Source organism: Candidatus Synechococcus calcipolaris G9 (genome assembly GCF_029582805.1).
In the GTDB taxonomy this organism is placed as follows: domain Bacteria; phylum Cyanobacteriota; class Cyanobacteriia; order Thermosynechococcales; family Thermosynechococcaceae; genus Synechococcus_F; species Synechococcus_F calcipolaris.
Genome location: NZ_JAKKUT010000008.1, coordinates 117,199 through 140,451 on the forward strand (window position 1 = coordinate 117,199; position 23,253 = coordinate 140,451).

A 23,253-nucleotide genomic window follows, 5' to 3' on the forward strand; every position below is an offset into this window, starting at 1 on the left:
TAACGCAAACTGTGAATTAAACCATTTTAGGACGGGGCACGGGTTTAGGAGGGGGCTATGGGGAAAAAGGCTCAATAATTCCGCCCCCGAGGAGGTGATCGCCCTGATACCAGACGGCAGCTTGGCCCGGTGTCACCCCAAATTGCGGTTCATCAAAGATCAATCTTACCCGTTCTCCTTGATCTTCTGCCAGGGGAATAATCGTAGCAGCCACGGGAGCGGTGCGATAGCGAATCTGCACCTCAACGGCAATGGGTGCTTTTGGGGCAGCAATGGAGACCCAATTAATCCGCTGAACATGACAGTCAGGTTGCCCTCCACTGCGGCGATCGCCGACAACGACTTGATTTTTAGCCACATTCAATCCAATCACGTAGAGGGGTTCACTGGCGGCAATTCCCAGACCCTTCCGCTGACCAATAGTATAGTGATGCACCCCCTGGTGGGTTCCTAGAACCTTTCCTTGGCGATCGACAATATCCCCCTTTTGGGGAGCAATGTACTGATCTAAAAACTTAGCCATAGAGCCATGGGCCTCAATTAAACAGAGATCTTGGCTTTCTGGTTTTTCAGCGGTATGTAGATTAAACTGAGCCGCAATCTGGCGAGTGATGTCTTTTGTCTGATCTCCCAGGGGAAATATGACTTGGGCCAGTACATCCTGGGGTAAATCATAGAGAAAGTAGGACTGATCCTTCTGGGAATCCACCGCCCGCCAAAGTTCATAACGCTGGGTGTCTGGATTGTAATGAATGCGGGCATAGTGACCGGTGGCAATGTGCTCTAGACCCAATTCCTGCCGCGCATAGGCCAACATCGGCCCAAACTTGACGGCACGGTTGCACTGGGAACAGGGTAGGGGCGTAATTCCCGCGCTATACCCCGCCACCAGATAATCCACAATCTGGGACTCAAACACCTGGCGACTGTCCACAACATGGTGATCAACCCCTAAGTCCTGGCAAAGCTGGGCCGCATCCACCATACCATCGGAGCAGCACTGACCTTTCCCCTTCATCAGCCATAGAGTTAGCCCCACTACCGGATACCCTTGCTTTTGCAGCATGACAAGGGCGACGGAGCTATCTACTCCGCCGGATAATCCTACGACAACCCCTGATAAAGTCCCTGGCAAACGTGACATTGTTAAGTTTCAAAACAAATCTCCTATTTTCTAGGGTAGCACCGAGATTTATTCACCGTCAGTTGTGTAATTTAGCTATAATCCTATAGTTAAGGTTGGCGAGATGCCTTGGGCACGCTACCGCTATCGCTAATCCCTCTGTTTGGTTGAGGCGGTAGGTGAATTCGGTTACAGGGAAGGTTTGTTATGGACAGTCATCTCTCCGAAGTCAGCGTCAACGTTTAGGTTCATTTTTGCTTTGGAGCAAGATCAGATTATGTCTATTTATGTCGGCAACCTTTCTTACACTGCCACCCAGGAAGATCTAGAGGCCGTATTTGCCGAGTACGGCGGTGTCAAGCAAGTGTATTTGCCCGTCGATCGCGACACTGGGCGGAAGCGCGGGTTTGGCTTTGTGGAAATGTCAACGGATGCAGAGGAAGACGCTGCGATCGCTGATCTCGATGGTGCCGAATGGATGGGACGGCAGTTGAAAGTCAACAAGGCGCGTCCTCGGGAAGCCATGAGCGGTGGCGGTGGTCGCGGTGGTTACTCCCGTAATCACTAAAAGGCTCCTCCTAGCATAATTTCTAGAACAGTTTAAGGACAGCGCAACCTATGGCCCGGATGTATTACGACCCAGATGCCCAATTAGAGCTTCTCAAAGACAAAACTGTTGCCATTATTGGTTATGGCTCCCAAGGCCATGCCCATGCCCTCAATCTCAGGGACAGTGGCATCAAGGTCATTGTTGGACTCTATGCCGGAAGTCGGTCTGCGGTACGTGCCGAAGCGGAAGGGTTGCCTGTCCACTCTGTGGCGGAAGCGTCACGATTAGCGGATCTGATCATGATTCTGTTGCCCGATGAAGTGCAACGGACGGTCTACCAAGAGGACATTGCCCCCAATCTACAACCGGGGAATGTGCTTGCCTTTGCCCATGGCTTTAATATTCATTTTTCCCAGGTGGTTCCACCGGATGACGTAGATGTCATTATGGTTGCGCCCAAGGGGCCGGGTCATCTGGTGCGGCGCACCTATGCCCAAGGCGAAGGTGTTCCCTGTCTCTTTGCCGTTTATCAAAATGCTAGTGGCGAAGCACGGGAACGAGCTATGGCCTATGCCAAGGGAATTGGCGGAACCCGTGCTGGTATCTTAGAAACGAGTTTCCGGGAAGAAACGGAAACCGATCTTTTTGGTGAGCAGGTGGTTCTTTGTGGCGGTCTCAGTGCCTTGATTAAGGCTGGCTTTGAAACCCTCGTCGAGGCAGGTTATCAACCGGAATTAGCCTATTTTGAATGTCTCCACGAAGTCAAGCTGATTGTAGACTTAATTGTGGAGGGTGGTCTCGCCAAGATGCGGGATAGTATTTCCAATACCGCTGAGTACGGCGATCTTACCCGTGGCCCACGGATTGTCACCGATGAGACCCGTGCCGAGATGCGGCAAATTCTCAAGGAAATTCAAACGGGGCAATTTGCCCGAGAGTTTGTCCTAGAAAATATGGCTGGAAAACCCGGATTTACGGCCATGCGGCGACGGGAATCTGAGCATTTAATTGAAGAAGTGGGCAAAGACCTACGTTCCATGTTTAGTTGGTTGAAGCGCGCCTAAGCCCCATCTATTAAGCTATCAATTTAAGCTATTAATTAGAATTTAATCCATAACCCACCCCGACCTTTCCCTGGGTAATGATAGGGCTGATGGTTGGGATAATAGTTTGGGTAATAGTTAGGCTGCACCTGCTGAAACCCCGATGGAGCATAGACCCGTGGGAAATAGGTGCGCTGCTGATAGATCACCGATGTTCCTGGGCCTGGGTCGGGGGCAATAATGACCGGCTGGCTATAGGGTGTGCGTTGATATATGATCGGTGCCCCTTGGGAGACCCCAGGTTGAGAAACTCCAGGATAGCCAAAATGGTTAAAGGGGACATTATTATTAATCCCCGATTGATGGAATTGATGCCAGGACGCATTGGCAGGGCCCATGGTAGTCAAGGAAGCCATTGTCCCTAGGGTGAGGGCAGCAGGGATGAGTAGTGATAGTGAGCGAGGAGAAATCATAGGTGATCACCTGATGATGGTGTATCTGGAGGAGTTATATCCGTCCTATTAAGTCGCAGACGAAATATTCCTAGGAAAGTTCCTGGAGAACTTCTGTTAATATCCTAGCCATTGTTTCAATGTGGGGGGTTTCAATAATAAGGGGCGGTGAAAGGGCAATAATATCTCCCGTTACCCGGATCAAGAGTCCTTTTTCATAGCAACGGCGTAAACAGTCCATACCCCTAGTTCCTGGTTTTCCAGGGCGAGGTTCCAGTTCAATGCCCGCCACCAAACCAAGGGTGCGAATATCAATGATATGGGGCAGTCCCCGCAATGACTGAATGACAGCTTGCCAAGTTTCGCCCAATTCCTGGGCCCGCTGAAATAGGTTTTCTTTTTGATAAAGATCAAGGGTGGCGATCGCCGCTGCACAGGCAAGGGGATGACCGGAATAGGTATAGCCATGGAAAAATTCAATCTGGTTTGCCGGGCCGTCCATAAAGGCATCATGGATCTCTTGACGCACTAAGACGGCTCCCATGGGAACGGCACCATTGGTAATGCCCTTCGCTAAGGTGATTAAATCTGGAATAACACCAAAATAATCCGCAGCAAAGGCAGTGCCGAGTCGCCCAAAGCCGGTAATCACTTCATCAAAAATCAATAAAATCCCATGGCGATCGCATATCTGGCGCAGACGTTCTAAGTACCCCTTAGGCGGAATTAATACCCCGGTGGATCCGGCCACCGGTTCCACAATCACCGCTGCGATCGTTGTTGCATCATGGAGGGAAATGATCCGCTCCAGTTCGTCTGCTAGATGAATCCCCCAGGTAGGCTGTCCCAAACTAAAGGCATTTTCCTTGAGGTTGTGAGTATGGGGCAAATGATCCACCCCTGCTAAGAGCGAGCCAAAAAACTTACGATTGGGGGCAATACCGCCCACGGAAATTCCACCAAAACCCACGCCATGGTAGCCCCGTTCTCGGCCGATCAAGCGTTGACGGGAGCCTTCCCCCCGCACACGATGGTACGCCAGGGCAATTTTCAGGGCCGTGTCCACTGCCTCTGAACCAGAATTGGCAAAAAAGACGCGATTAAGACCCGTGGGTGCGATTTCAATGAGTTTGTTGGCCACCTGAAAGGGGCCGGGATGACCCATTTGAAACGTGGGGGCAAAATCCAGAGTTGCAGCCTGTTGGGCGATCGCCTCGGCAATTTCAGGGCGACAGTGACCCGCATTCACACACCATAATCCAGCGGTACCATCTAAAATCTGACGCTGATCGTGGCTGGTATAATACATTCCCTTCGCCGCAATAAGTAGGCGCGGTTCTTGCTTAAATTCACGATTAGCCGTAAAGGGCATCCAAAAGGCATTTAGGTCAATTGCCCTAGGGGAGAAGGATTTGTCTTGGGGTGGGATGTCAGCCATGATTGATTATCTTATGTATAAATTTTAATACTTCAAGTGTAATGTTTCAAAGTCATACTTACTGCCATCTTGCCATCCCCAGGAACCCTTAGGGGCATCCTCGCCCTATGATAGAAAGCAATAGTCCCAACAAATTCACACCCATACCATGGATATTATTCCAGCCATTGATCTATTGGGGGGGCAATGCGTCCGCCTTTTCCAAGGAGATTACAACCAAGTTGACGTTTTTGACTCTGACCCGGTGCAGGTAGCATTTCGCTGGCAATCCCAGGGTGCTCCTCGCTTACATTTAGTGGATTTGGATGGGGCAAAATCGGGGCAACCCATTAACCATGGGGCGATCGCCAGCTTAGTTAAAGCCCTGAATATTCCAGTTCAGGTGGGGGGAGGCTTGCGAACCTGGCAACAGGTGACAGACCTTTTATCCCTAGGGGTGGAACGGGCCATTTTAGGGACAATCGCCCTAGAGAATCCCCAACTGGTGCAAACCCTAGCGGCTGAATTTCCGGGGCAAATTTGGGTGGGGATTGATGCCCGCAATGGATTTGTGGCCACCCGGGGCTGGCTGGAAACCTCGGAAATCAACGCCATTGATCTGGCCCAGCAGATGGCTAACTTGGGAGTGGCGGGGATTATTTATACCGATATTTATCGAGATGGGACGATGCAAGGGCCGAATATAGATGCGCTACGGCAATTATTAGCCGTGGTCAATGTGCCGGTGATTGCCTCCGGTGGCATTAGTTCCCTCACGGATATTCTCAATCTGTTCCCTTTGCACTATTCTGGACTAGTTGGGGCGATCGTCGGTAGAGCCTTATATACCGATGCCCTATCCCTACCAGAGGCAGTTCGAGCCGTTGGTCAGGGTCGCTGGCAAGATGTCCCCCCGGATTTGGGATCCTCCGCATGGGCCTAACCCCATGGCTGTGCCTTCGTCGGATTCCTGTACTTCATCCTATGGTATGAATGCTTAAATATCCCCTTATCAAGCAACTGCGTCGACTCTGGGATTTATTCGATCAAAGAGAGCGTTGGCAAGTGGTTGGCATACTCTGCCTGATGCTCATGGGGACATTTTTAGAAGCCTTGGGGATCGGCTTAATCTTGCCCCTGATTACGGCCCTAGAAAAACCAGAGGTGCTTAACAATGTCATCTTTTGGCGGACAGAATCTATCCCCCTTTCCCCCCAAGAGCAACGGTTTTGGTTAATTGTGATCAGTTCCGGGTTTGGTGCCCTATACCTGGTTAAAAACGTCTATCTCACTTTTTCTAGTTATATTCAAATTAAGTTTCTGATTCGCAAACAGTTGAAATTTTCAACACGGTTATTTAATAACTATCTTTTTAAGCCCTATACCTTTCATCTTCAGCACAACACGTCTACTTTAATACAAAGAATTGGTGGTGAAGTATCTATATTATTTACAGGTGTTTTATTCCATCTTCTTGTTTTTGTGGCTGAAGTTGCGGTTGTTTCAGCTATTGTCGGTTTACTCATTGCCAATGAACCACTGATTTCGCTGATTGTGGTGGCATGTTTATCGGTTTTGACTTTAGTATTTTATAAACTGTTACGTCGGAAAATTAGTCAAGCTGGAAAAATCCGACTGGAATACGGGCAAAAAATTACTCAAAACCTATTGGAAGGCTTAGGGGCCGTTAAAGAAGTTAAGGTGCTGCAAAGGGAAAATTTTTTCTTGGATGATTATATCCACAATTTTCAAATTTCCCAATCATCTAATCTTTTTCTACTCGTGGCGAATGTATTGCCTCGCTTCTACATTGAAACCCTAGCGATTGTTAGTTTAGTTTTAATTATTGTTGTTGGACTTCTCCAAGATAATAACATTAGTTCAATTTTGCCAACGGTTTCACTCTTTGCAGTGGCAGCCTTCAGGTTAATGCCTTCCGTGGGACGGATCATGGGATCCATGAATAGCGTTATCTATTCGATTCATGCCGTGGATGCAATCTATGATGATTATTTGGAATCCACCCATACCTTACCTTTGGCAAATCAGAATCAAGAATCTGAAAGTCCGAATTATCGTGGACAACTCTTGGGCGATCGCATTGAATTATTGGATGTCCACTACCAATATCCACAGTCAGATAAAAAATCCTTGGATGGGGTTTCCTTAAAGATTCATCAGGGGGAAATGGTGGGCTTTGTTGGCTCTTCCGGGGCGGGGAAAACCACGGTCATTGATGTTATTTTGGGCCTGTTAAGGCCCAGTCAGGGCGATGTCCAGGTTGATGGCCAAAGTATTTACGAGAATCTGGGGGGCTGGCAGCGGCAAATCGGTTATATTCCCCAGGCGATGTTTTTATCTGATGATACCCTCCGCAATAATATTGCCTTTGGTTTATCGGCGGATCTAATTGATGAAACGGCCCTGATGACCGCCGTTCGAGCCGCTCAATTAGAAGACTTTGTGGCAGAACTACCCCAAGGACTCGATACCATGGTGGGGGAACGGGGAGTACGACTCTCCGGGGGGCAACGGCAACGCATTGGTATTGCCCGGGCCATCTATCATAATCCCTCGGTTTTGGTCATGGATGAAGCCACGGCGGCCCTGGATAATCAAACGGAAGCCGGGGTGATGGAAGCGGTGCAAGCCTTTAGCGGTGAAAAAACGATTCTGATTATTGCCCACCGTCTAAGTACGGTAATGAATTGCGATCGCCTGTATTTGCTCGACAAAGGTCAGATTATTGCCCAGGGAACCTACAGAGAATTACTAGAGACCTCTCCCCAATTTCAGGCAATGGCCCGCAGCTATGGCCAGGCAGAGCAAGACTTAGCAAAGGGTTCCTAAGAATCCTAATTCAAATTTCTTTACAAAATCGTTACAATGGGCAAAAGGTTCCTGTGGGTTTGAATTTGCCTTTTGATCCTTGATCTATTTTAACCACTATGATGTTTCATTCTTTCCATGGCTGACTTGACCGTACCCCCCAGCAATCGCCCTGGTTCTCCTCACACTCCCAGCAGTTGCATTCATATTCGGGGAGCGCGGCAGCATAATCTCAAAAACATTGACCTCGTTTTACCCCGCGATCGCCTGATCGTGTTTACAGGGGTATCGGGTTCCGGTAAGTCTTCCCTGGCCTTTGATACAATTTTTGCCGAAGGTCAGCGGCGGTATGTAGAATCCCTCAGTGCCTATGCCCGTCAGTTTCTAGGGCAACTGGATAAGCCAGATGTGGACGGGATAGAGGGATTAAGTCCAGCGATTTCCATTGATCAAAAGTCTACTTCCCATAACCCCCGCTCGACGGTGGGAACCGTGACAGAAATTTACGACTACCTACGGTTATTGTTTGGCCGGGCCGGGGAACCCCATTGTCCCCACTGCGATCGCCCCATTTCGCCCCAAACCATTGATCAGATGGTGGATCAGGTGATGCAGTTAGCCGATAGGACTCGATTTCAAATTTTAGCTCCCGTGGTGCGTGGGAAAAAAGGAACCCATAAAAAATTACTCTCTAGCTTAGCCAGTGAGGGCTTTGTTCGCGTCAACGTAAATGGGGAGGTACGGGATATCAGTGATGCCATTGACCTAGATAAAAATCATCAGCATACCATTGAGATTGTGATTGATCGCCTCGTCAAAAAAGCAGGCATTGAAGAGCGGTTGGCCGATTCCCTAAGTACCTGTCTGAAGCAATCGGGGGGAATTGCCATGATTGATCTCCTGGCTAACGCCCCATCTCAAACCACGTCTGGCAAAGATCAGCCTCACCTAACCCTAGTCTCTAGGTCATCTGCGGGCGACGATGGGGACACAGGATCAGACGATAGGGCCGGCAGCTTAAAGGTTGCAGAGGCGGCACATCAATACCATGCCCCTAGGGAAAATTTAATCTTTTCTGAGAATTTTGCCTGTCCTGAGCATGGGGCCGTGATGGAGGAGTTATCCCCGCGCCTATTTTCCTTTAATTCTCCCTATGGAGCCTGTCCCCATTGCCATGGTCTGGGGTATTTACCGACATTTTCCGAAGATTTAGTGGTTCCCAATCCAGAGTTGCCCGTTTATGCGGCGATCGCCCCCTGGGCCGACAAAGATCATAGCTACTATTTTTCCCTTTTGGTGAGCGTGGCAGATGCCTTTGACTTTGACATTAATACGCCCTGGAAAAACCTAAGTCAACTGCACCAGGATGTCCTTCTCCATGGCTGCGAGGAACCCATCTGGGTAGAAATTGATTCCCATTACCGCAAAACCAAGGGCTACTATAAACGCTTTGAAGGGGTTTTACCCACCCTAGAGCGACATTATCAAGACACCACCTCGGAAGGCTACAAGCAGAAACTAGAGCAATATCTCATTACCCAGCCCTGTGAGGTTTGCCATGGTCAACGCCTCAAACCTGAGGCCCTGGCGGTGCGCATTGGCCAGTATTCCATTACCGACCTGACCAGTGTGTCCCTGCGCGACTGTGGCGATCGCCTAGGTTCCCTGCACCTGAGTCCTCGCCAAGCCCAAATTGCCGAACTGGTTTTGCGGGAAGTACGGGCGCGATTGCAATTCCTCCTAGACGTGGGGCTGGACTATCTCAGCTTGGATCGCAGTGCCGCCACCCTCTCAGGCGGTGAAGCCCAACGCATTCGTTTAGCCACCCAAATTGGCTCGGGTTTAACCGGAGTTCTATATGTTTTAGATGAACCCAGTATTGGCCTGCATCAACGGGATAACCATCGTCTCCTGCAAACTCTATTTCGCCTGAGGGATATTGGCAATACCCTGATTGTAGTGGAGCACGACGAAGAAACCATTCGCACCGCCGATCACCTCGTGGATATTGGCCCAGGGGCAGGGGTTCATGGTGGACAGATTGTTGCCCAGGGGCAACTGGAGGCCATTTTAGATCATCCCGATTCCCTGACGGGGGCGTACCTATCGGGCCGTCAACACATTGAAACTCCCCAGGAACGGCGGCCCGGCAATGGTCGCGCCATCCTCATTAAAAATGCCCATCGCAATAACCTAAAAAACCTCGATGTGGAGATTCCCCTAGGCAAATTTGTCTGTGTCACTGGCGTATCGGGTTCAGGGAAATCCACCCTGATGAATGAACTTCTCTACCCGGCCCTGCGCCACCACTTAGGGCAGAAAACTCCCATGCCCAAGGAACTGGATACCATTACCGGCCTCAACGCCCTAGATAAAGTGATTGTCATTGATCAATCCCCCATTGGCCGCACACCCCGGTCTAACCCCGCCACCTATATTGGTGTTTTTGATGTGATTCGGGAGGTTTTTAGTCAAACGATTGAAGCCAAGGCACGGGGCTATAAGCCAGGGCGATTTTCCTTTAATGTGAAGGGGGGCCGCTGTGAAGCCTGTGGCGGCCAGGGCATGAATGTGATTGAGATGAATTTTTTACCCGATGTCTATGTCCAGTGCGATGTGTGCAAAGGGGCCCGCTACAATCGCGATACCCTCCAGGTGACCTATAAGGGGCAATCCATTGCCGATGTTTTGGAAATGACGGTGGAAACGGCCCTAGACTTTTTTCAAAATATTCCTAAAGCTGTTAACAAACTGCAAACCCTCGTGGATGTGGGTCTGGGGTATGTGCAACTGGGCCAAACCGCACCGACCCTTTCTGGGGGGGAAGCCCAACGGATGAAGTTAGCCACGGAACTGTCTCGCCGGGCCACGGGCAAAACCCTTTATCTCATTGATGAACCCACCACGGGCCTGTCCTTTTATGATGTTCATAAACTCCTGGATGTATTGCAGCGATTAGTGGATAAGGGCAATTCGGTTCTAGTGATTGAGCATAATCTGGATGTGATTCGCTGTTGTGATTGGATCATTGACCTCGGCCCTGAAGGGGGCGATCGCGGCGGTGAAATTATGGTGACGGGAACCCCAGAGGAGGTGGCCAAGCATCCTACATCCTATACTGGCCAATATCTACGGCATCATCTGGGTTGATTTTTCTCAAATCTAAATCTATGGCTAAACCAGTCCGGGTGCGGCAGCACGTTAATCCCCTCAGTCACAAATTTCAACAGCCACCCCAAGCTGCCGAGGGGTTACATTATTCCAATCCGGAGCAACCCCTCCACTTGGATATTGGCGCAGCCCGGGGAACGTTTTTGCTAGAGATGGCCCTGGCCCATCCAGATTGGAATTTTTTAGGCCTGGAAATTCGCCAGCCCCTTGTCCTAGAAGCCAATGCCCGTCGCGATCGCCTCCGCCAAGATTTCTGTCAAGACTCATACCAACATTCACCCATTCCCCATGCCCTGGAAAACCTCCACTATCTCTGGGGAAATGCCAACCGGGGATTAGAACCCTTACTGGCCCCCTTCCCTCTTCGGGTGATTACGATTCAATTTCCCGATCCCTGGTTTAAGCGTCGCCACCACAAACGACGGCTGGTGCAACCGGAATTGGTACAAACCCTGGTGAACTGTTTAGAGCCAGGAGGATGGATCTTTATGCAGACGGATATTTTCCAACTAGCGGTGGAAATGGGCGATCGCCTTGGGGATCATCCAGATTTAATCCTAGACTCTCCCCGTTGGCTACCGGCAAGCCCCTTTCCTGTGGCCACGGAACGGGAAAAATCGGTTTTAAGCCAGGGTCTACCCATCTACCGCAGTCGTTTTTTCCGCAAGAAGGTCTAAAATTTCCTTTGCAGCCCGATCCACGACCCCCGGTTCCCCCATGGCCTGTCGCATTTGACTATAGCCTGCCAACTGTTCCTGCCGGGCGGCTGGGTTGGCTAACAATTCTAGGGCCACGTTGGTGATCGCTTCAGCATTCACCTTCTCCTGAAGCAGTTCAGGGACGATCACCCGTTTCGCTAATAAATTGGCGGGGGAAACGGAGTCTAAATCTAGATTTAGGAATTTCTGGTAGAGCCATACACTCAGGGGATGGACGCGATAAACTACGACCTGGGGGACATTCAGCAAGGCCGTTTCTAAATTGACCGTACCTGACTTGGCGATCGCCAGATCCGCTGCTGCCAAAGCCGTCAGTGGCTCATCCGTTAAAGTAACCGGCAAACCGGAGTCCGAGATCGCCTTGGCAATAGGAGAACGATACCGCTCCAGGGAAATGGGCAACCAAAACCGAGCCTGGGGATAGTGGCCCAAAATTCCTTTGGCTGCATCGAGAATGGGCGGTAGCAGGGACTTGAGTTCTTGTCGCCGGGACACGGGTACCAGGGCAATGGCCAACTCATCCGGATTAATGCCTAGGGCTTGGCGGGCTTGATCACGGTTCGGGGCCGCCGCAATGCGATCCAGGAGGGGATGCCCCACCCAAGTAACCCTTGCACCGTGTTGCTGGTAGTAGTCCCTCTCCTCTGGAAAAATGGCCAAGAGCAGATCGCTCATCTTAATAATTTGGCGCGTAGAGTACATACTGTGAGCCCAGACCCACTCCTGGGGGGCAATGTAGTACACCATCGGAATTGAAAAATTTTGACGAATATACTGCCCCATGGGCAAATTGCCGCCAATGTAGTCAATTAAGACCACCAAATCCGGGGGATGCTGTTTCAAGTATTGCCGGGCCCGAAATTGTAGCTTCAGGGTGGGCAGGACAAACTTGAGGGCTTCTATTAAACCAACGGAGCCAATGGTACTGGTGTTATGGATAAGGGCTGCCCCGGCTGCGGCCATGCGATCGCCCCCAAGGGCTGTAATCTTCAGGTCGATACCTTGAACCTGGGCCTGTTTTAAGAGGGACTTGACTAGGAGGGAACCCTGAAGATCCCCAGACACTTCGCCGGTACTAATAAAAATATGGGCCATTAGGCTTGGTCTACTCCATTAGGGGCGATCGGCGGTTTAGATGATTGGTTTTCTCGCTGACCGGGTGTTAATCCCCGCCGGCCGTCCTCTTGGCAGTGGGCAAGGAACTGCTGTAAATGCTTCACCGTTTCCACTGGGGTAGACGATGTTAAAGCTAAAGCATCAACGGCGGCGATCGCTTGGTTCAGGGGCAAACCACTACGGTAGAGACTACGAAACGCCTGTTTCAGTAATCGCATATCCTCCCCATCTACCCCGGCCCGCCGCAATCCCACTTGGTTTAAGGCCCGCACTCGAGCGGGATGCCCCTCCACCAACATATAGGGAGGAACATCCCGATCCAAGCGAGACATGGCTCCCACCATGGCTAATCGACCAATATGGACAAATTGATGTACTCCAACCATGCCACCAATGCGGGCCCTAGATTCAATCCAAACATGACCAGCAATGGAAGCAGCATTGGTAATCACCACCTGATCTTCAATCACACAATCGTGGGCCACATGAACATAGGCCAGTAATAAATTGTGGTTGCCAATAACCGTCGTATCTCCCGCCCCATTAGCCCGATTAATGGTTACATATTCACGAATACAGTTATAGTCACCAATGCGAACACTACTTTCCGCACCATCATACTTTTGATCTTGAGAAGGGGTACCAATCACAGCGCCGGGGTAAATTTTATTACCAATGCCAAGGACTGCCGGCCCTTCAATCACTACATGGGCACCAATCTGACAGTTTGCTCCCACCTTAACCCCAGCCCCAATGACCGCAAAGGGCCCAACTTGCACCGTCGGGTCTAGAACTGCCTCGGGGTGGATAACAGCAGTGGGATGAATTAGGATTTGCATGTTATTGCCTTAAGGCCTAGTCTACTAGCGAGAACATCATCTCACCTTCACAGGCCAATTCACCGTCTACTTCAGCCCGTCCCTTCATTTTGCCAAATCGCTTTTGTTTAATAAATAATAGATCAGCCGTAAGGATCAATTGATCCCCAGGGGTAACCGGACGACGGAAGCGAACTTTATCAATACCCGCAAACATGGATAATTTACCCGCTGCCCCCTCCATCTGCATCAAGATGACTCCGCCCACCTGGGCTAAGGCCTCAATCATCAAAACCCCCGGCATAATCGGTCGCCCCGGAAAATGACCTTGGAAAAAGGGTTCATTCACCGTGACATTTTTAATCCCTACGGCCCGCTCTCCAGGAATATATTCAATGATCCGATCCACCATGAGGAAGGGATAGCGATGGGGTAAAAGGTTTTGCAAGTCAACCACAGTCATGGTTTGGACAGTAGTTTCAGGAACAGAGTCAGTTGAAATGGGCATGAATTTGGCAACAATCACGAAAACAACTATCCAAATCATACGGGAGGATGGGATATTCCTTTACATTGCAGGGTTGGCTTTACCTTCCATGGTTGATGCTCAGTACCCTTACCCATGGCGGCGTGTTGCCCGCCCGTGAGTCCCTGAAACCCAAAATTTTCGATAAAATGTAATTTGGGCCTTAGTTGCAGACTTGGTTGCGGAGTAGTTGGCTTGGCTGGAATTGCCCTTTGGACATTCCTCATTCCCCCCATTGCCGGTGGTGTGATTGGTTACTTTACAAACGATTTAGCCATCACCATGCTATTTCGGCCCTATCGTCCATTGAAAATTGGTACGTTTCAGATTCCCTTTACCCCTGGTCTTATTCCCCGTAATCAGGAACGGTTAGCTCGCCGCATTGCCGATGCCATTTTAGGGTCGCTGTTGACCCCTGCCGAGTTGCAAAATCTCGCCCGTCGTCTGCTACATACCGAACGAGTGCAAGCGGTGATCTATTGGTTGCTGCAAATGACCCTAGAGCAGGTTAAAGAACAAAGTGAGCAGCGATCGGCCCAGGTTTTGGCCAATATTCTCCGGGATCTTTTTGGTGGGGCTGTCCCTCGGTTAGTGCGTGCCTGGGGACGGCGGGAAGACTTTCTGGAACCCCAACTTAATCAAATTTTTGACCAAGTTCTAGTTGATCTGCAACTGAGCGAAGATCAATCAGAAAAATTAGCGGCTTGGTTACTGGCAGTTGGCTTTCCGCCGGATCGTCTGCGATTAGCCATGGTTGATTTTCTCACCGATCGCAATATTGCCATTTTAGATGGGGAACTGCGGGAAAAAACCAGTGGTACCTACTGGGTGGTGGCCAATATTCTGGGAGTGCGGAGTACCCTCGTGCGCTTGCGCGATTACTGCATTGAAGAACGGGAGGCCTGCAATGCCCGCCTCAGTGAACTTATTCGCTCCCTTGCCCTCCAGCAACGATTAGTGGAAGCCCTGCAAGATCTCAGTCTGCAAAGTTTACCCCAGGCAACGGTACAGGAGATTCGCCAACTCTTTCGTAGCTCGGTACGCAGCTATATTCAAAATCAAGGGTTATTCTTTCTACAAAATCTTAGTAAAACCATTGACTGGGATCATATTGCCCTAACCATTTTGCGACGTTTGCGGGCGTCAAGTACCCTAATTACGTCCTTAGAAGTGGTCAGCCAAGAACTCGCCCTCGTCTTGGATCGCTATCTGGAGCGGGATTTAGAAATTATCGTGGAGCGGGCCCTGCCGATTTTAGATTTGGATCGGGTGATTGTGGAACGAGTGCAAGAGACGACACCCGAAAATCTCGAGTTAGCCATTCAGGGCATTGTCCGTACAGAACTCCAGGCGATCGTGACATTGGGGGGCATTTTGGGGTTTTTGATTGGTTTGGGGCAGGCGGGATTTTTATACTGGCAAACCCGCTAAATCCCTTAAATGGCCTGGATCCACTCCAGGATTTGATAGGATGTCCAAATCCCATTTTGCCAATAGGGGTCTCCCTCAATTAGGGTATGTACGTCGTCTTCACTGCTGGCATCATAGATGGCAAAAAATTGCTTTAAGTCTTTGGTGGGGCCAATGGTAACAAGAACCCCGTCTTCTTTTTGTTGCTTAAGCCGATCTAAATGGGCCTGGCGATGGGGGCCACGCTTCTCTAGAACCTCAGCACAATAGTCGCCCGTTACGATGAATTTAGTCATAGACTATTTTCCTTGTTTGCTTATTTACCTTTGTTTACTGAAAGAATCCCATGTATACCAGTATCTAACCCTTGGAGTAGTTGGTTAACGGCTCTTTAATCCAACGAATATAGAGGTGCTTAAAGGTGGATTTGAGAACCCGAGGGGCACCAAAATCAATGGGCATCATCGTGGTCGGTAGTTTCCAATCACTGATGGCGAGTTCCTCTGGGCGCAGAAGGGGAAAGTCAATATCGGCAAACTCGGGGCCAATGCCCAATACCTTTGCTGCCCGCAGGGTCGGAATCTGATCGGGATTCACTTGCAGAATCGCGGAGATCGCCTGATCGAGGGCAAAGACATCGGGGCTGGCGGCCAAAAGATTAAGGGGGCGGGGCGTGCCACCACTGGGGCCATTACCTTCATGGCCGATGATTCCATCCATAATTGTTAAATTGGGACTGATCGCCCGGGCTGTTTCCACTAGCATTCGCCCAAAGCGATCGCTATCTTTTCCCGCTTCCATGTGCCACCAGGCCTTCATCTTGCCCGGGACACAACCAAACAGATTTTTCACCCCCATGGTGAGGGTTAACTGGACGTGGGATTTTACCTTGGGTAGGTTAATCACGACATCGGCGGCCATGGCTTCCTTGGATAGGCGTAAATGATTAAATTCCTGGCTCACGGTTTCGTAGCGTTCCCCATGGAACTCAATCACAGGCAGGTCTAAGTCCTGGATCAGGGGTAAATAGCCATTGGCCCGCGCCACTCCTAAGGCCGTACCGAAAGCCGGCCCATCCCCTAAAAAAGGTTCACCCCCCACATCCTTGACCATTTTAGCCACGGCATAGACCAATTCGGGGCGAGTTACACATTCTTTGCCGGGCCTAGCACCCGTCAATAGGTTGGGTTTTAATAAAACCCGATCGCCCGGTTTTACAATGGCTGCCATCCCCCCTAGGGGTTCCAATAGTTTCCCTAGGGTAGGCTGGAGGATCTCTTGGCCATAGGTTGTGGCACGGAGAAGACTGACGGAGGACATGGCAGAACGACTCAATTCAACATAGAGAAATTGTGACACAATCCCACCATGGATGTTCTTAGGATCACCCATCTCTATCTCTTCCCCGGGCCTCTGTCCTGGGGCTACGCGAGATCAAAGCGATCTAGGTTCATCACCTTGTCCCAGGCCGCCACAAAGTCGCGCACAAATTTGGGTTGGGAGTCTTCACAACCGTAGACCTCGGCCAAGGCACGGAGTTGGGAGTTAGAACCAAAGATCAGATCCACACGGGTTCCCGTCCACTTGAGTTCGCCAGTTTTGCGATCGCGCCCCTCGAAAAGGTCTTGGGCCTCAGAGGTGGCTTTCCAAGTCGTGCCCAAGTCGAGCAGGTTCACAAAAAAGTCATTGGTCAAGGTTTCCGGGCGTGTGGTGAAAACACCGTGCTGGGTTCCATCGGCGTTGGTCTTTAGAACCCGCAGGCCACCCACTAGCACCGTCATTTCTGGAGCCGTAAGGGTCAACAACTGGGCCCGATCCACCAGTAGCTCTTCTGCCGATAGGGAATGGCTGCCCTGGAGATAGTTACGGAATCCGTCCGCCTTGGGTTCGAGGGGGGCAAAGGACTCCCCATCGGTTTGCTCCTGGGTGGCATCCGCTCGGCCGGGCTTAAAGGGCACGGTAATCTCATAGCCAGCGTTTTTGGCCGCTTGCTCAACTCCGGCACAGCCTGCCAACACAATCAAATCAGCAAGGGAAACCCGCTTATTACTGGCCTGAGATTTGCCGAGCAGTCCCCCCAGCAGACCGCCACCACCGGACTGAGATTTATTGAACTCCTGTTGGATTCCCTCCAGGGTTTGCAGCACCGTTGCCAATTGGGCCGGCTGATTCACCTGCCAATCCTTCTGGGGAGCGAGTCGAATCCGGGCCCCGTTGGCTCCACCCCGCATGTCGGAGCCACGAAAGGTGGCGGCGGAAGCCCAGGCCGTTGAGACCAGTTGGGATACTGATAGTCCCGAAGCCAAAATTTTAGCCTTGAGGGCGGCAATATCCTGCTCACCAATCAGGTCATGGGTGACAGCAGGAATGGGATCTTGCCAGATAAAGTCTTCCAGGGGTACTTCTGGCCCAAGGTATCGCGATCGCGGCCCCATATCACGATGGGTGAGTTTGAACCAGGCCCGGGCAAAGGCCACTTCAAGCTCCTCAGGATGATCTAGGAAGCGGCGGGAGATCGGCTCATAGATGGGATCCATCTTCATGGCCATATCTGCTGTGGTCATAATGGGGGCATGACGCTTGGAGGGATCGTGGGCATCGGGCACTGTATCCGCACCAGCTCCGTCCTTGGGGGCCCACTGATGGGCACCTGCCGGACTTTTCACCAGTTCCCATTCATACCCGAACAGATTTTCCAGGTAATTGTTGTCCCATTGCACCGGGTTGGTGGTCCAAGCCCCCTCGATGCCGCTGGTCGTAGTATGGGCACCAATCCCCGTACCAAAACTGTTTTTCCACCCTAGACCCTGCTCCTCAATGCTGGCTCCCTCGGGTTCGGGGCCCACCAAGGCCGCATCCCCCGCACCATGACATTTGCCGAAGGTATGGCCCCCTACGGTCAGGGCAACGGTTTCTTCGTCATTCATGGCCATTCGCCCGAAGGTTTCCCGAATATCTCGCCCGGCGGCCACTGGATCAGGAACACCGTTGGGCCCTTCCGGATTCACATAAATCAGTCCCATCTGCACCGCCCCTAGGGGATCTTCGAGATCGCGATCGCCGGTGTAGCGTTTATCTCCCAGCCATTCGCCTTCGGAACCCCAGTAGATGTCCTCCTCCGGCTCCCAAATATCGGCCCGTCCCCCGGCAAAGCCACAGGTTTTGAACCCCATGGACTCAAGGGCGCAGTTGCCCGCCAAAATTATCAGGTCAGCCCAGGAAATTTTCTCACCGTATTTCTGTTTGATCGGCCACAGCAGCATCCGCGCCTTGTCAAGATTGGCATTGTCGGGCCAACTATTGATGGGTGCAAACCGTTGATTACCGGTTCCACCCCCACCACGACCATCCCCAATGCGGTAGGTTCCGGCACTATGCCAGGCCATGCGGATAAAGAGGGGGCCGTAGTGGCCGTAGTCGGCGGGCCACCAGTCCTGGGACGTGGTCATCAATTCGAAAATGTCTGCTTTTAGGGCCGGGTAGTCCAGGCTTTTGAAAACATTAGCGTAATTGAACGCCTCCCCCATGGGATTGGATTTGGAAGAATGTTGGCGGAGTATCCCTAGGTTTAACTGATTGGGCCACCAGTCTCGGTTGGCAGTACCATGGCCAGCAGTAAATTTCTGAACGCCGCTCATAAAGGGGCATTTGCTTTCGCCACTCATCGTGTTCTCCTATTCAAGTTTGATCGGGCATTATGGAGAAGGAACGTTACGTTTTAATCTGTCAAATTAAGCTTTCACACTTTAGTTAATTTTCACATTAAGTTTCACGCTATTTTAAGCGTTTAACTGCCCCACACTTGTAGAGATAAATCCCCATCCTACCGTTGGGATCATTATACTGGATTACTGGATTGCGCCCCGATCGATTAAATCCCTACGAAGCGGTTAGGGCGGCTTTAAGCTGGCAGCAAAATTCCCGGATAGCAGGTAGTCCTTCGGCGGCTGGTTTTTCCCCTAGCCGTTTCACAAAGGCACTGCCGACAATGGCCGCATCGGCTCCCCAATCCCGCACCTGTTTAGCCTGTTCTGGGGAGGAAATACCAAAGCCAACCCCAATGGGTTTATCTGTCATCTGTCGCAATTGACGTAGCATTCCCTGAACACGGCTGGCCAATTCTTGGCGCATTCCGGTCACACCCGTGGTACTCACTAGGTAAATAAACCCCTGGCTGGCCCGGGCGATCGCCGCCATCCGTTCTGGGGAGGTGGTGGGTGCCACCAAAAGGGTGAGTTCTAGACCCAAATCCTGACTAATGGTCAGCACTGAATCTGCTTCCTCTAGGGGTAAATCGGGAATCACTAGGCCCTGAATACCGGCGGTGGCGGCTTGGCGTAAAAATGACTCAATGCCTCGATGGTAAACGGGATTGTAATAGGTAAATAAAATTAAGGGGGCTTGGGGGCGAAGCTCTTTTACCATCCCCAAAACCTGATCCAGACGAGTTCCCCGCTTCAGGGCCCGCGTGGCTGCCGCTTGAATGACGGGGCCATCCGCTAGGGGATCCGAGTAGGGAACACCCAATTCAATTATATCTGCCCCTGCTTTGTCTAGGGTTTCCAGGGCGGCGGCGGTGGTTGCCAAATCGGGATCCCCGGACGTTAGAAAGGGAATAAGGGCACATTGCCCTTGGGCGCGGAGGTGGGTAAAACAATCGGAAATACGGGCCATGGAGATCGGGGGGAGAGGAGCAAAGTTAGGGGATTAGGGATTATGACGACAGGATCGGTCATCACAAACTATTAACCAAGAACAGGGGCAAAAAAACACCGGATATTAAGCCATTCATGGCAAAAACTTAATGGGGGCTTAAGCTCAAGCCCCTACCCTTAAGGATAAGATGCCTTAATCTTTGTGAAGGCTCAAATTGTTGAATTGTAAACCATTGCCATGTTACAGCACTCCCGCCGCTGGTTAGTCCTTCTTTTAATTGGAATTTTTGCGACGATCACCGTGATCTTTCTGGCCAGTGAATCGGGCCAGTCCCTAGAAGTACAAATTCTCCATGCCTCAGATTTTGAAGCTGGGATTCCTGCCCTAGAGGATGCGGTCAATTTTTCGTCCGTACTCAATACCCTTAAGGCGGAGAAAACCGATCGCACGTTGATTTTGTCTTCGGGCGATAACTACATTATGGGGCCATTTTTTGCCGCCAGTGGCGATCGCTCCATGGGACCACTGCTGGGCAAAGAGAATAATGGTCGCAGCGACATTGTAATCATGAACGCCCTGGGAATTGAGGCGGCGGCCTTTGGCAACCATGAATTTGATGAAGGCACTGGACGGATCGCGGATCTCATTCAAGCCGATGATAAAGGCTATGAGGGGGCAAATTTTCCCTATTTGAGTACCAATTTAGATTTCAGTGGCGATCTCAATCTCCAGGATTTAGTCACCGAAAATGGTCAGATGGCCAATGACATTTCCCATCACATTGCCCAGAGTACCATTGTCACTGTCCAGGGAGAGCGCATTGGCCTGGTGGGGGCAACAACGCCCCTATTGAGTCGCATTTCCTCACCCGGCCCGGATATTGGTGTAGAACCGGCCAACCCTGAGGATGTCAACGCATTGGCTGCAAACCTCCAACCCGTTATTGATGATCTGACTGCTCAGGGAATTAACAAAATTATTCTCTTGGCCCACCTTCAGCAATTGCCTATGGAGGAAAGCCTCGCCCAGCAACTCAAGAACGTGGACATTATTATTGCCGGAGGCTCCCATAATATCCTGGCGGATGAAACCGATCGCCTGCGTCCCGGAGATAAGGTGGCGGGCCCTTATCCCATTATCGAAACCTCGGCCAGTGGTGAGCCAGTGGTGATCGTAAATACCGGGGCCAACTATCGCTATGTGGGTCGTCTCGTCCTCAAATTCGACCCGAAGGGCAAGGTAGACCCCAATAGTATTGATGCCAATGTCAGTGGTGCCTTTGCCAGCGATCGCCCTGGGGAACAGCCAGCGGATCCGCGCATTGTGGAAGTTACCGATGCCGTCCGTGAAATTATTATGGAAAAAGACGGGGATCTCTTTGGCAAAACCACGGTATTTTTGAATGGCAGTCGCCGGGATGTACGCACCCAGGAAACCAACCTCGGGAATTTAACCGCCGATGCCAATTTAGCCGCGGCCCGGGCGGCGGATCCAACCGTTGTCGTCTCCATTAAAAATGGCGGTGGTATCCGCGATAATATTGGTACGGTCAATGGACAAGGGGGCAACAATCCCAATGCGGGGGAAAAAATGCCCCCCATTGCCAATCCCATGGCTAACAAAAAAGATGGTGATATTTCCCGCCTCGATATTGAAAATGCCCTGCGCTTTAATAATGCCCTCAGCCTGGTTACGGTGACGGCCGAAGATTTTTTGAAACTTGTCGAGCATAGCGTTGCTGCCACGGAGTATGGCGTGACTCCCGGCCAGTTTCCCCAGATTGGTGGTTTTGCCTTTAGTTTTGATGCCCGCCGTCCCGTAGGAGAGCGTGTGCTTTCCCTGGCCATCAAGGACGATAAGGGAGCCATTCAAGATGTGATCGTCAAAGAGGGGCAATTCCAGGGCAAGGGCGATCGCCCCATTCGCCTCGTCACCCTATCCTATTTGGCCGATGGCGGTGATAGCTATCCCTTCCCGGAGATTGCTGCGGCTAATCCCAGTCGCTTTAATCGGGTTGATCTGGTGGCGAACGTCGAGGAACCCACCTTTACCACCCCCGGTACCGAGCAGTATGCCCTGGCAACCTATATGGAAAAAAACTACAGCAAGACCCCCTACACCCTTGAGGATGTTCCCCCCGACCAAGATCAGCGGATTCAAAATATGGCCCGGCGGCGGGGTGATACGGTCTTAAACCCATCCTGAGGAAAAGTCATGTCTGAGCAATGATCATGCTCGACGAAAAACCCAGTTAACCTAGCTACAGGATTTATGATTTGGGCTACATGATTTGAAAATCTAGGGGTGTGGCCATGGTCTCCGGTTGGCGGGAATCCGTAATCAGCCAATCTAGGGCCGCGGCCCGCACATCAATCGTGGTTCCAGTTTTATCGACGCAATAGCGACCAAACACCAACTTATCCACAAGTCGCACATCGGGGCCCAACCGAGAATATTCAAAAATAACGCAATTATCGACGATCGCCCCTGCACAGAGATGGCAGTTGGGGCCAATCATCGTCGGCCCAATAATCGTCACCCCATCTTCAATTTCGGTCATGCCGCCAATATAAACGGGGCCTTGAATATGCACCTTATCCCAATTCACCGCCACATTAATGCCGGTATAAATCCCAGGGGAAACTTCATGGCCAGGAATAGAAACATTGGTAACATCACCACTGAGGACACTCCGTACCGCCTGCCAATAGTCGGGAACTTTGCCAATATCAATCCACTCAAATTCCATGGGCAAGCCATAGAAGGGGGCCCCCATCTCCACTAATTTAGGAAAGAGTTGGCCACCAATGTCGTATTCCTGATTCGAGGGAATGTAGTTAATAATCTCCGGCTCAAAGATATAAATCCCGGTATTAATATTAGTGCTGAGGGCCTCTTCAACCGTTGGTTTTTCCTGGAAGGCCACAATCCGGTTGTCGTCGTCCGTGACCACCACCCCATAGCTGGACACTTGATCCTGGGGCACGGTTTTCATAATTACCGTGGCGATCGCCCCCCGTTGCCGATGCCACTTTACGGCGGCGGTGAGGTCTAAATCAATGAGGGCATCTCCGCACATCACCACAAAGGTATCGTCAAAGAAGGGATTAAAGTCTTGAATACGTTTAATTCCACCAGCGGAACCCAGGGCCTTCCCCACCAGTTCCCCATCTTCGATGTAGCCTTCAAAGGAATAGCCAATTTGTACCCCAAACCGTTGGCCATCTTGGAAATAACCTTCAATTTCATGGGCTAAATGACTCACATTCACCATGATTTCCGTAAAGCCATGTTGGCGGAGAAGTTCCACTAGGAATTCCATCACCGGCTTTTGTAAAATTGGAATCATCGGCTTGGGAATGGTGTAGGTAATTGGGCGAACTCGAGTGCCCTTCCCTGCTGCCAAAATCATCGCTTTCATGG

The 23,253-nt window shown here is 51.0% G+C and carries 20 protein-coding genes; 9 read left to right on the forward strand and 11 right to left on the reverse strand.

What is annotated here, in order from left to right:
• Positions 1–55: 55 nt before the first annotated feature.
• Positions 56–1,144: a tRNA 2-thiouridine(34) synthase MnmA gene (gene mnmA / locus L3556_RS14895; protein WP_277868127.1), complete on the reverse strand. Its 1,089-nt coding sequence runs from the start codon at positions 1,142–1,144 to the stop codon at positions 56–58.
• Between the two features lie 256 nt (positions 1,145–1,400).
• On the opposite strand from mnmA, the gene L3556_RS14900 reads away from it, so the two are divergent.
• Together L3556_RS14900 and ilvC are read left to right on the forward strand one after the other, a co-directional pair.
• Positions 1,401–1,691, forward strand: coding sequence for an RNA recognition motif domain-containing protein (locus L3556_RS14900; protein ID WP_277868128.1), 291 nt, complete (start codon positions 1,401–1,403; stop codon positions 1,689–1,691).
• Positions 1,692–1,741: 50 nt separating this feature from the next.
• On the forward strand, positions 1,742–2,737 hold the full coding sequence (gene ilvC / locus L3556_RS14905) for a ketol-acid reductoisomerase (RefSeq protein ID WP_277868129.1): 996 nt from the start codon (positions 1,742–1,744) through the stop codon (positions 2,735–2,737).
• Positions 2,738–2,772: 35 nt separating this feature from the next.
• Here the strand turns inward: ilvC and L3556_RS14910 are convergent, their stop codons facing one another.
• Both L3556_RS14910 and aptA read right to left on the reverse strand, forming a co-directional pair.
• Entirely contained in the window at positions 2,773–3,189 is a 417-nt protein-coding gene (locus L3556_RS14910; RefSeq protein ID WP_277868130.1) for a hypothetical protein, read from the reverse strand.
• Between the two features lie 70 nt (positions 3,190–3,259).
• Complete coding sequence (gene aptA, locus L3556_RS14915) at positions 3,260–4,606, reverse strand: omega-aminotransferase AptA (RefSeq protein WP_277868131.1); 1,347 nt, start codon at positions 4,604–4,606, stop codon at positions 3,260–3,262.
• A 148-nt stretch (positions 4,607–4,754) separates the two neighbouring features.
• On the opposite strand from aptA, the gene hisA reads away from it, so the two are divergent.
• The 4 genes from hisA to trmB all read left to right on the forward strand — a co-directional run bounded on the left by hisA (position 4,755) and on the right by trmB (position 11,262).
• Positions 4,755–5,528: a 1-(5-phosphoribosyl)-5-[(5-phosphoribosylamino)methylideneamino]imidazole-4-carboxamide isomerase gene (gene hisA / locus L3556_RS14920; protein ID WP_277868132.1), complete on the forward strand. Its 774-nt coding sequence runs from the start codon at positions 4,755–4,757 to the stop codon at positions 5,526–5,528.
• Positions 5,529–5,578: 50 nt separating this feature from the next.
• Positions 5,579–7,435 carry an ABC transporter ATP-binding protein gene (locus tag L3556_RS14925; protein WP_277868133.1) on the forward strand — a complete coding sequence of 619 codons (1,857 nt, stop codon included), beginning with the start codon at positions 5,579–5,581 and terminating at the stop codon, positions 7,433–7,435.
• Positions 7,436–7,552: 117 nt separating this feature from the next.
• Complete coding sequence (gene uvrA / locus L3556_RS14930; protein ID WP_277868134.1) at positions 7,553–10,564, forward strand: excinuclease ABC subunit UvrA; 3,012 nt, start codon at positions 7,553–7,555, stop codon at positions 10,562–10,564.
• 20 nt (positions 10,565–10,584) lie between these two features.
• The gene (gene trmB / locus L3556_RS14935) at positions 10,585–11,262 is read left to right on the forward strand and encodes a tRNA (guanosine(46)-N7)-methyltransferase TrmB (RefSeq protein WP_277868135.1); all 678 of its coding nucleotides are present in this window, start codon (positions 10,585–10,587) and stop codon (positions 11,260–11,262) included.
• Here the strand turns inward: trmB and lpxB are convergent.
• Genes lpxB through fabZ form a run of 3 tightly spaced genes read right to left on the reverse strand, consistent with a single transcriptional unit; the run spans position 11,221 to position 13,701 of the window.
• A complete protein-coding gene (lpxB, locus tag L3556_RS14940) occupies positions 11,221–12,399 on the reverse strand; it encodes a lipid-A-disaccharide synthase (RefSeq protein WP_277868136.1) in 1,179 nt (392 codons plus the stop codon). The two genes, trmB and lpxB, sit on opposite strands and share 42 nt — an antisense overlap.
• Complete coding sequence (gene lpxA, locus L3556_RS14945) at positions 12,399–13,259, reverse strand: acyl-ACP--UDP-N-acetylglucosamine O-acyltransferase (RefSeq protein WP_277868137.1); 861 nt, start codon at positions 13,257–13,259, stop codon at positions 12,399–12,401. Before lpxA ends, lpxB begins: the two co-directional genes overlap by 1 nt.
• Positions 13,260–13,275: 16 nt before the next feature.
• Positions 13,276–13,701 (reverse strand): 3-hydroxyacyl-ACP dehydratase FabZ, encoded by a 426-nt coding sequence (gene fabZ / locus L3556_RS14950; protein WP_277868373.1) that lies wholly within the window; start codon positions 13,699–13,701, stop codon positions 13,276–13,278.
• A gap of 92 nt (positions 13,702–13,793) precedes the next feature.
• Here fabZ and L3556_RS14955 point away from each other — a divergent pair, with 92 nt between their 5' ends.
• Both L3556_RS14955 and L3556_RS14960 read left to right on the forward strand, forming a co-directional pair.
• Entirely contained in the window at positions 13,794–13,919 is a 126-nt protein-coding gene (locus L3556_RS14955; RefSeq protein WP_277868138.1) for a hypothetical protein, read from the forward strand.
• 40 nt (positions 13,920–13,959) lie between these two features.
• Positions 13,960–15,195, forward strand: a complete 1,236-nt coding sequence (locus tag L3556_RS14960) for a DUF445 domain-containing protein (protein ID WP_277868139.1) — start codon at positions 13,960–13,962, stop codon at positions 15,193–15,195.
• A 5-nt stretch (positions 15,196–15,200) separates the two neighbouring features.
• Here L3556_RS14960 and L3556_RS14965 read toward each other — a convergent pair whose 3' ends face one another.
• The 4 genes from L3556_RS14965 to trpA all read right to left on the reverse strand — a co-directional run bounded on the left by L3556_RS14965 (position 15,201) and on the right by trpA (position 19,848).
• Positions 15,201–15,470, reverse strand: coding sequence for a YciI family protein (locus L3556_RS14965; protein ID WP_277868140.1), 270 nt, complete (start codon positions 15,468–15,470; stop codon positions 15,201–15,203).
• Positions 15,471–15,534: 64 nt separating this feature from the next.
• Positions 15,535–16,494 carry an Npun_F2552 family protein gene (locus tag L3556_RS14970; RefSeq protein ID WP_277868374.1) on the reverse strand — a complete coding sequence of 320 codons (960 nt, stop codon included), beginning with the start codon at positions 16,492–16,494 and terminating at the stop codon, positions 15,535–15,537.
• Positions 16,495–16,598: 104 nt separating this feature from the next.
• Positions 16,599–18,839 (reverse strand): catalase/peroxidase HPI, encoded by a 2,241-nt coding sequence (gene katG / locus L3556_RS14975; protein ID WP_277868141.1) that lies wholly within the window; start codon positions 18,837–18,839, stop codon positions 16,599–16,601.
• A 214-nt stretch (positions 18,840–19,053) separates the two neighbouring features.
• Entirely contained in the window at positions 19,054–19,848 is a 795-nt protein-coding gene (gene trpA, locus L3556_RS14980) for a tryptophan synthase subunit alpha (RefSeq protein WP_277868142.1), read from the reverse strand.
• Between the two features lie 219 nt (positions 19,849–20,067).
• On the opposite strand from trpA, the gene L3556_RS14985 reads away from it, so the two are divergent.
• The gene (locus L3556_RS14985) at positions 20,068–22,035 is read left to right on the forward strand and encodes a bifunctional metallophosphatase/5'-nucleotidase (RefSeq protein ID WP_277868143.1); all 1,968 of its coding nucleotides are present in this window, start codon (positions 20,068–20,070) and stop codon (positions 22,033–22,035) included.
• Positions 22,036–22,111: 76 nt separating this feature from the next.
• On the opposite strand, the gene L3556_RS14990 is transcribed toward L3556_RS14985, so the two are convergent.
• Positions 22,112–23,251 carry a nucleotidyltransferase family protein gene (locus L3556_RS14990; protein ID WP_277868144.1) on the reverse strand — a complete coding sequence of 380 codons (1,140 nt, stop codon included), beginning with the start codon at positions 23,249–23,251 and terminating at the stop codon, positions 22,112–22,114.
• Between the last annotated feature and the right edge of the window lie 2 nt (positions 23,252–23,253).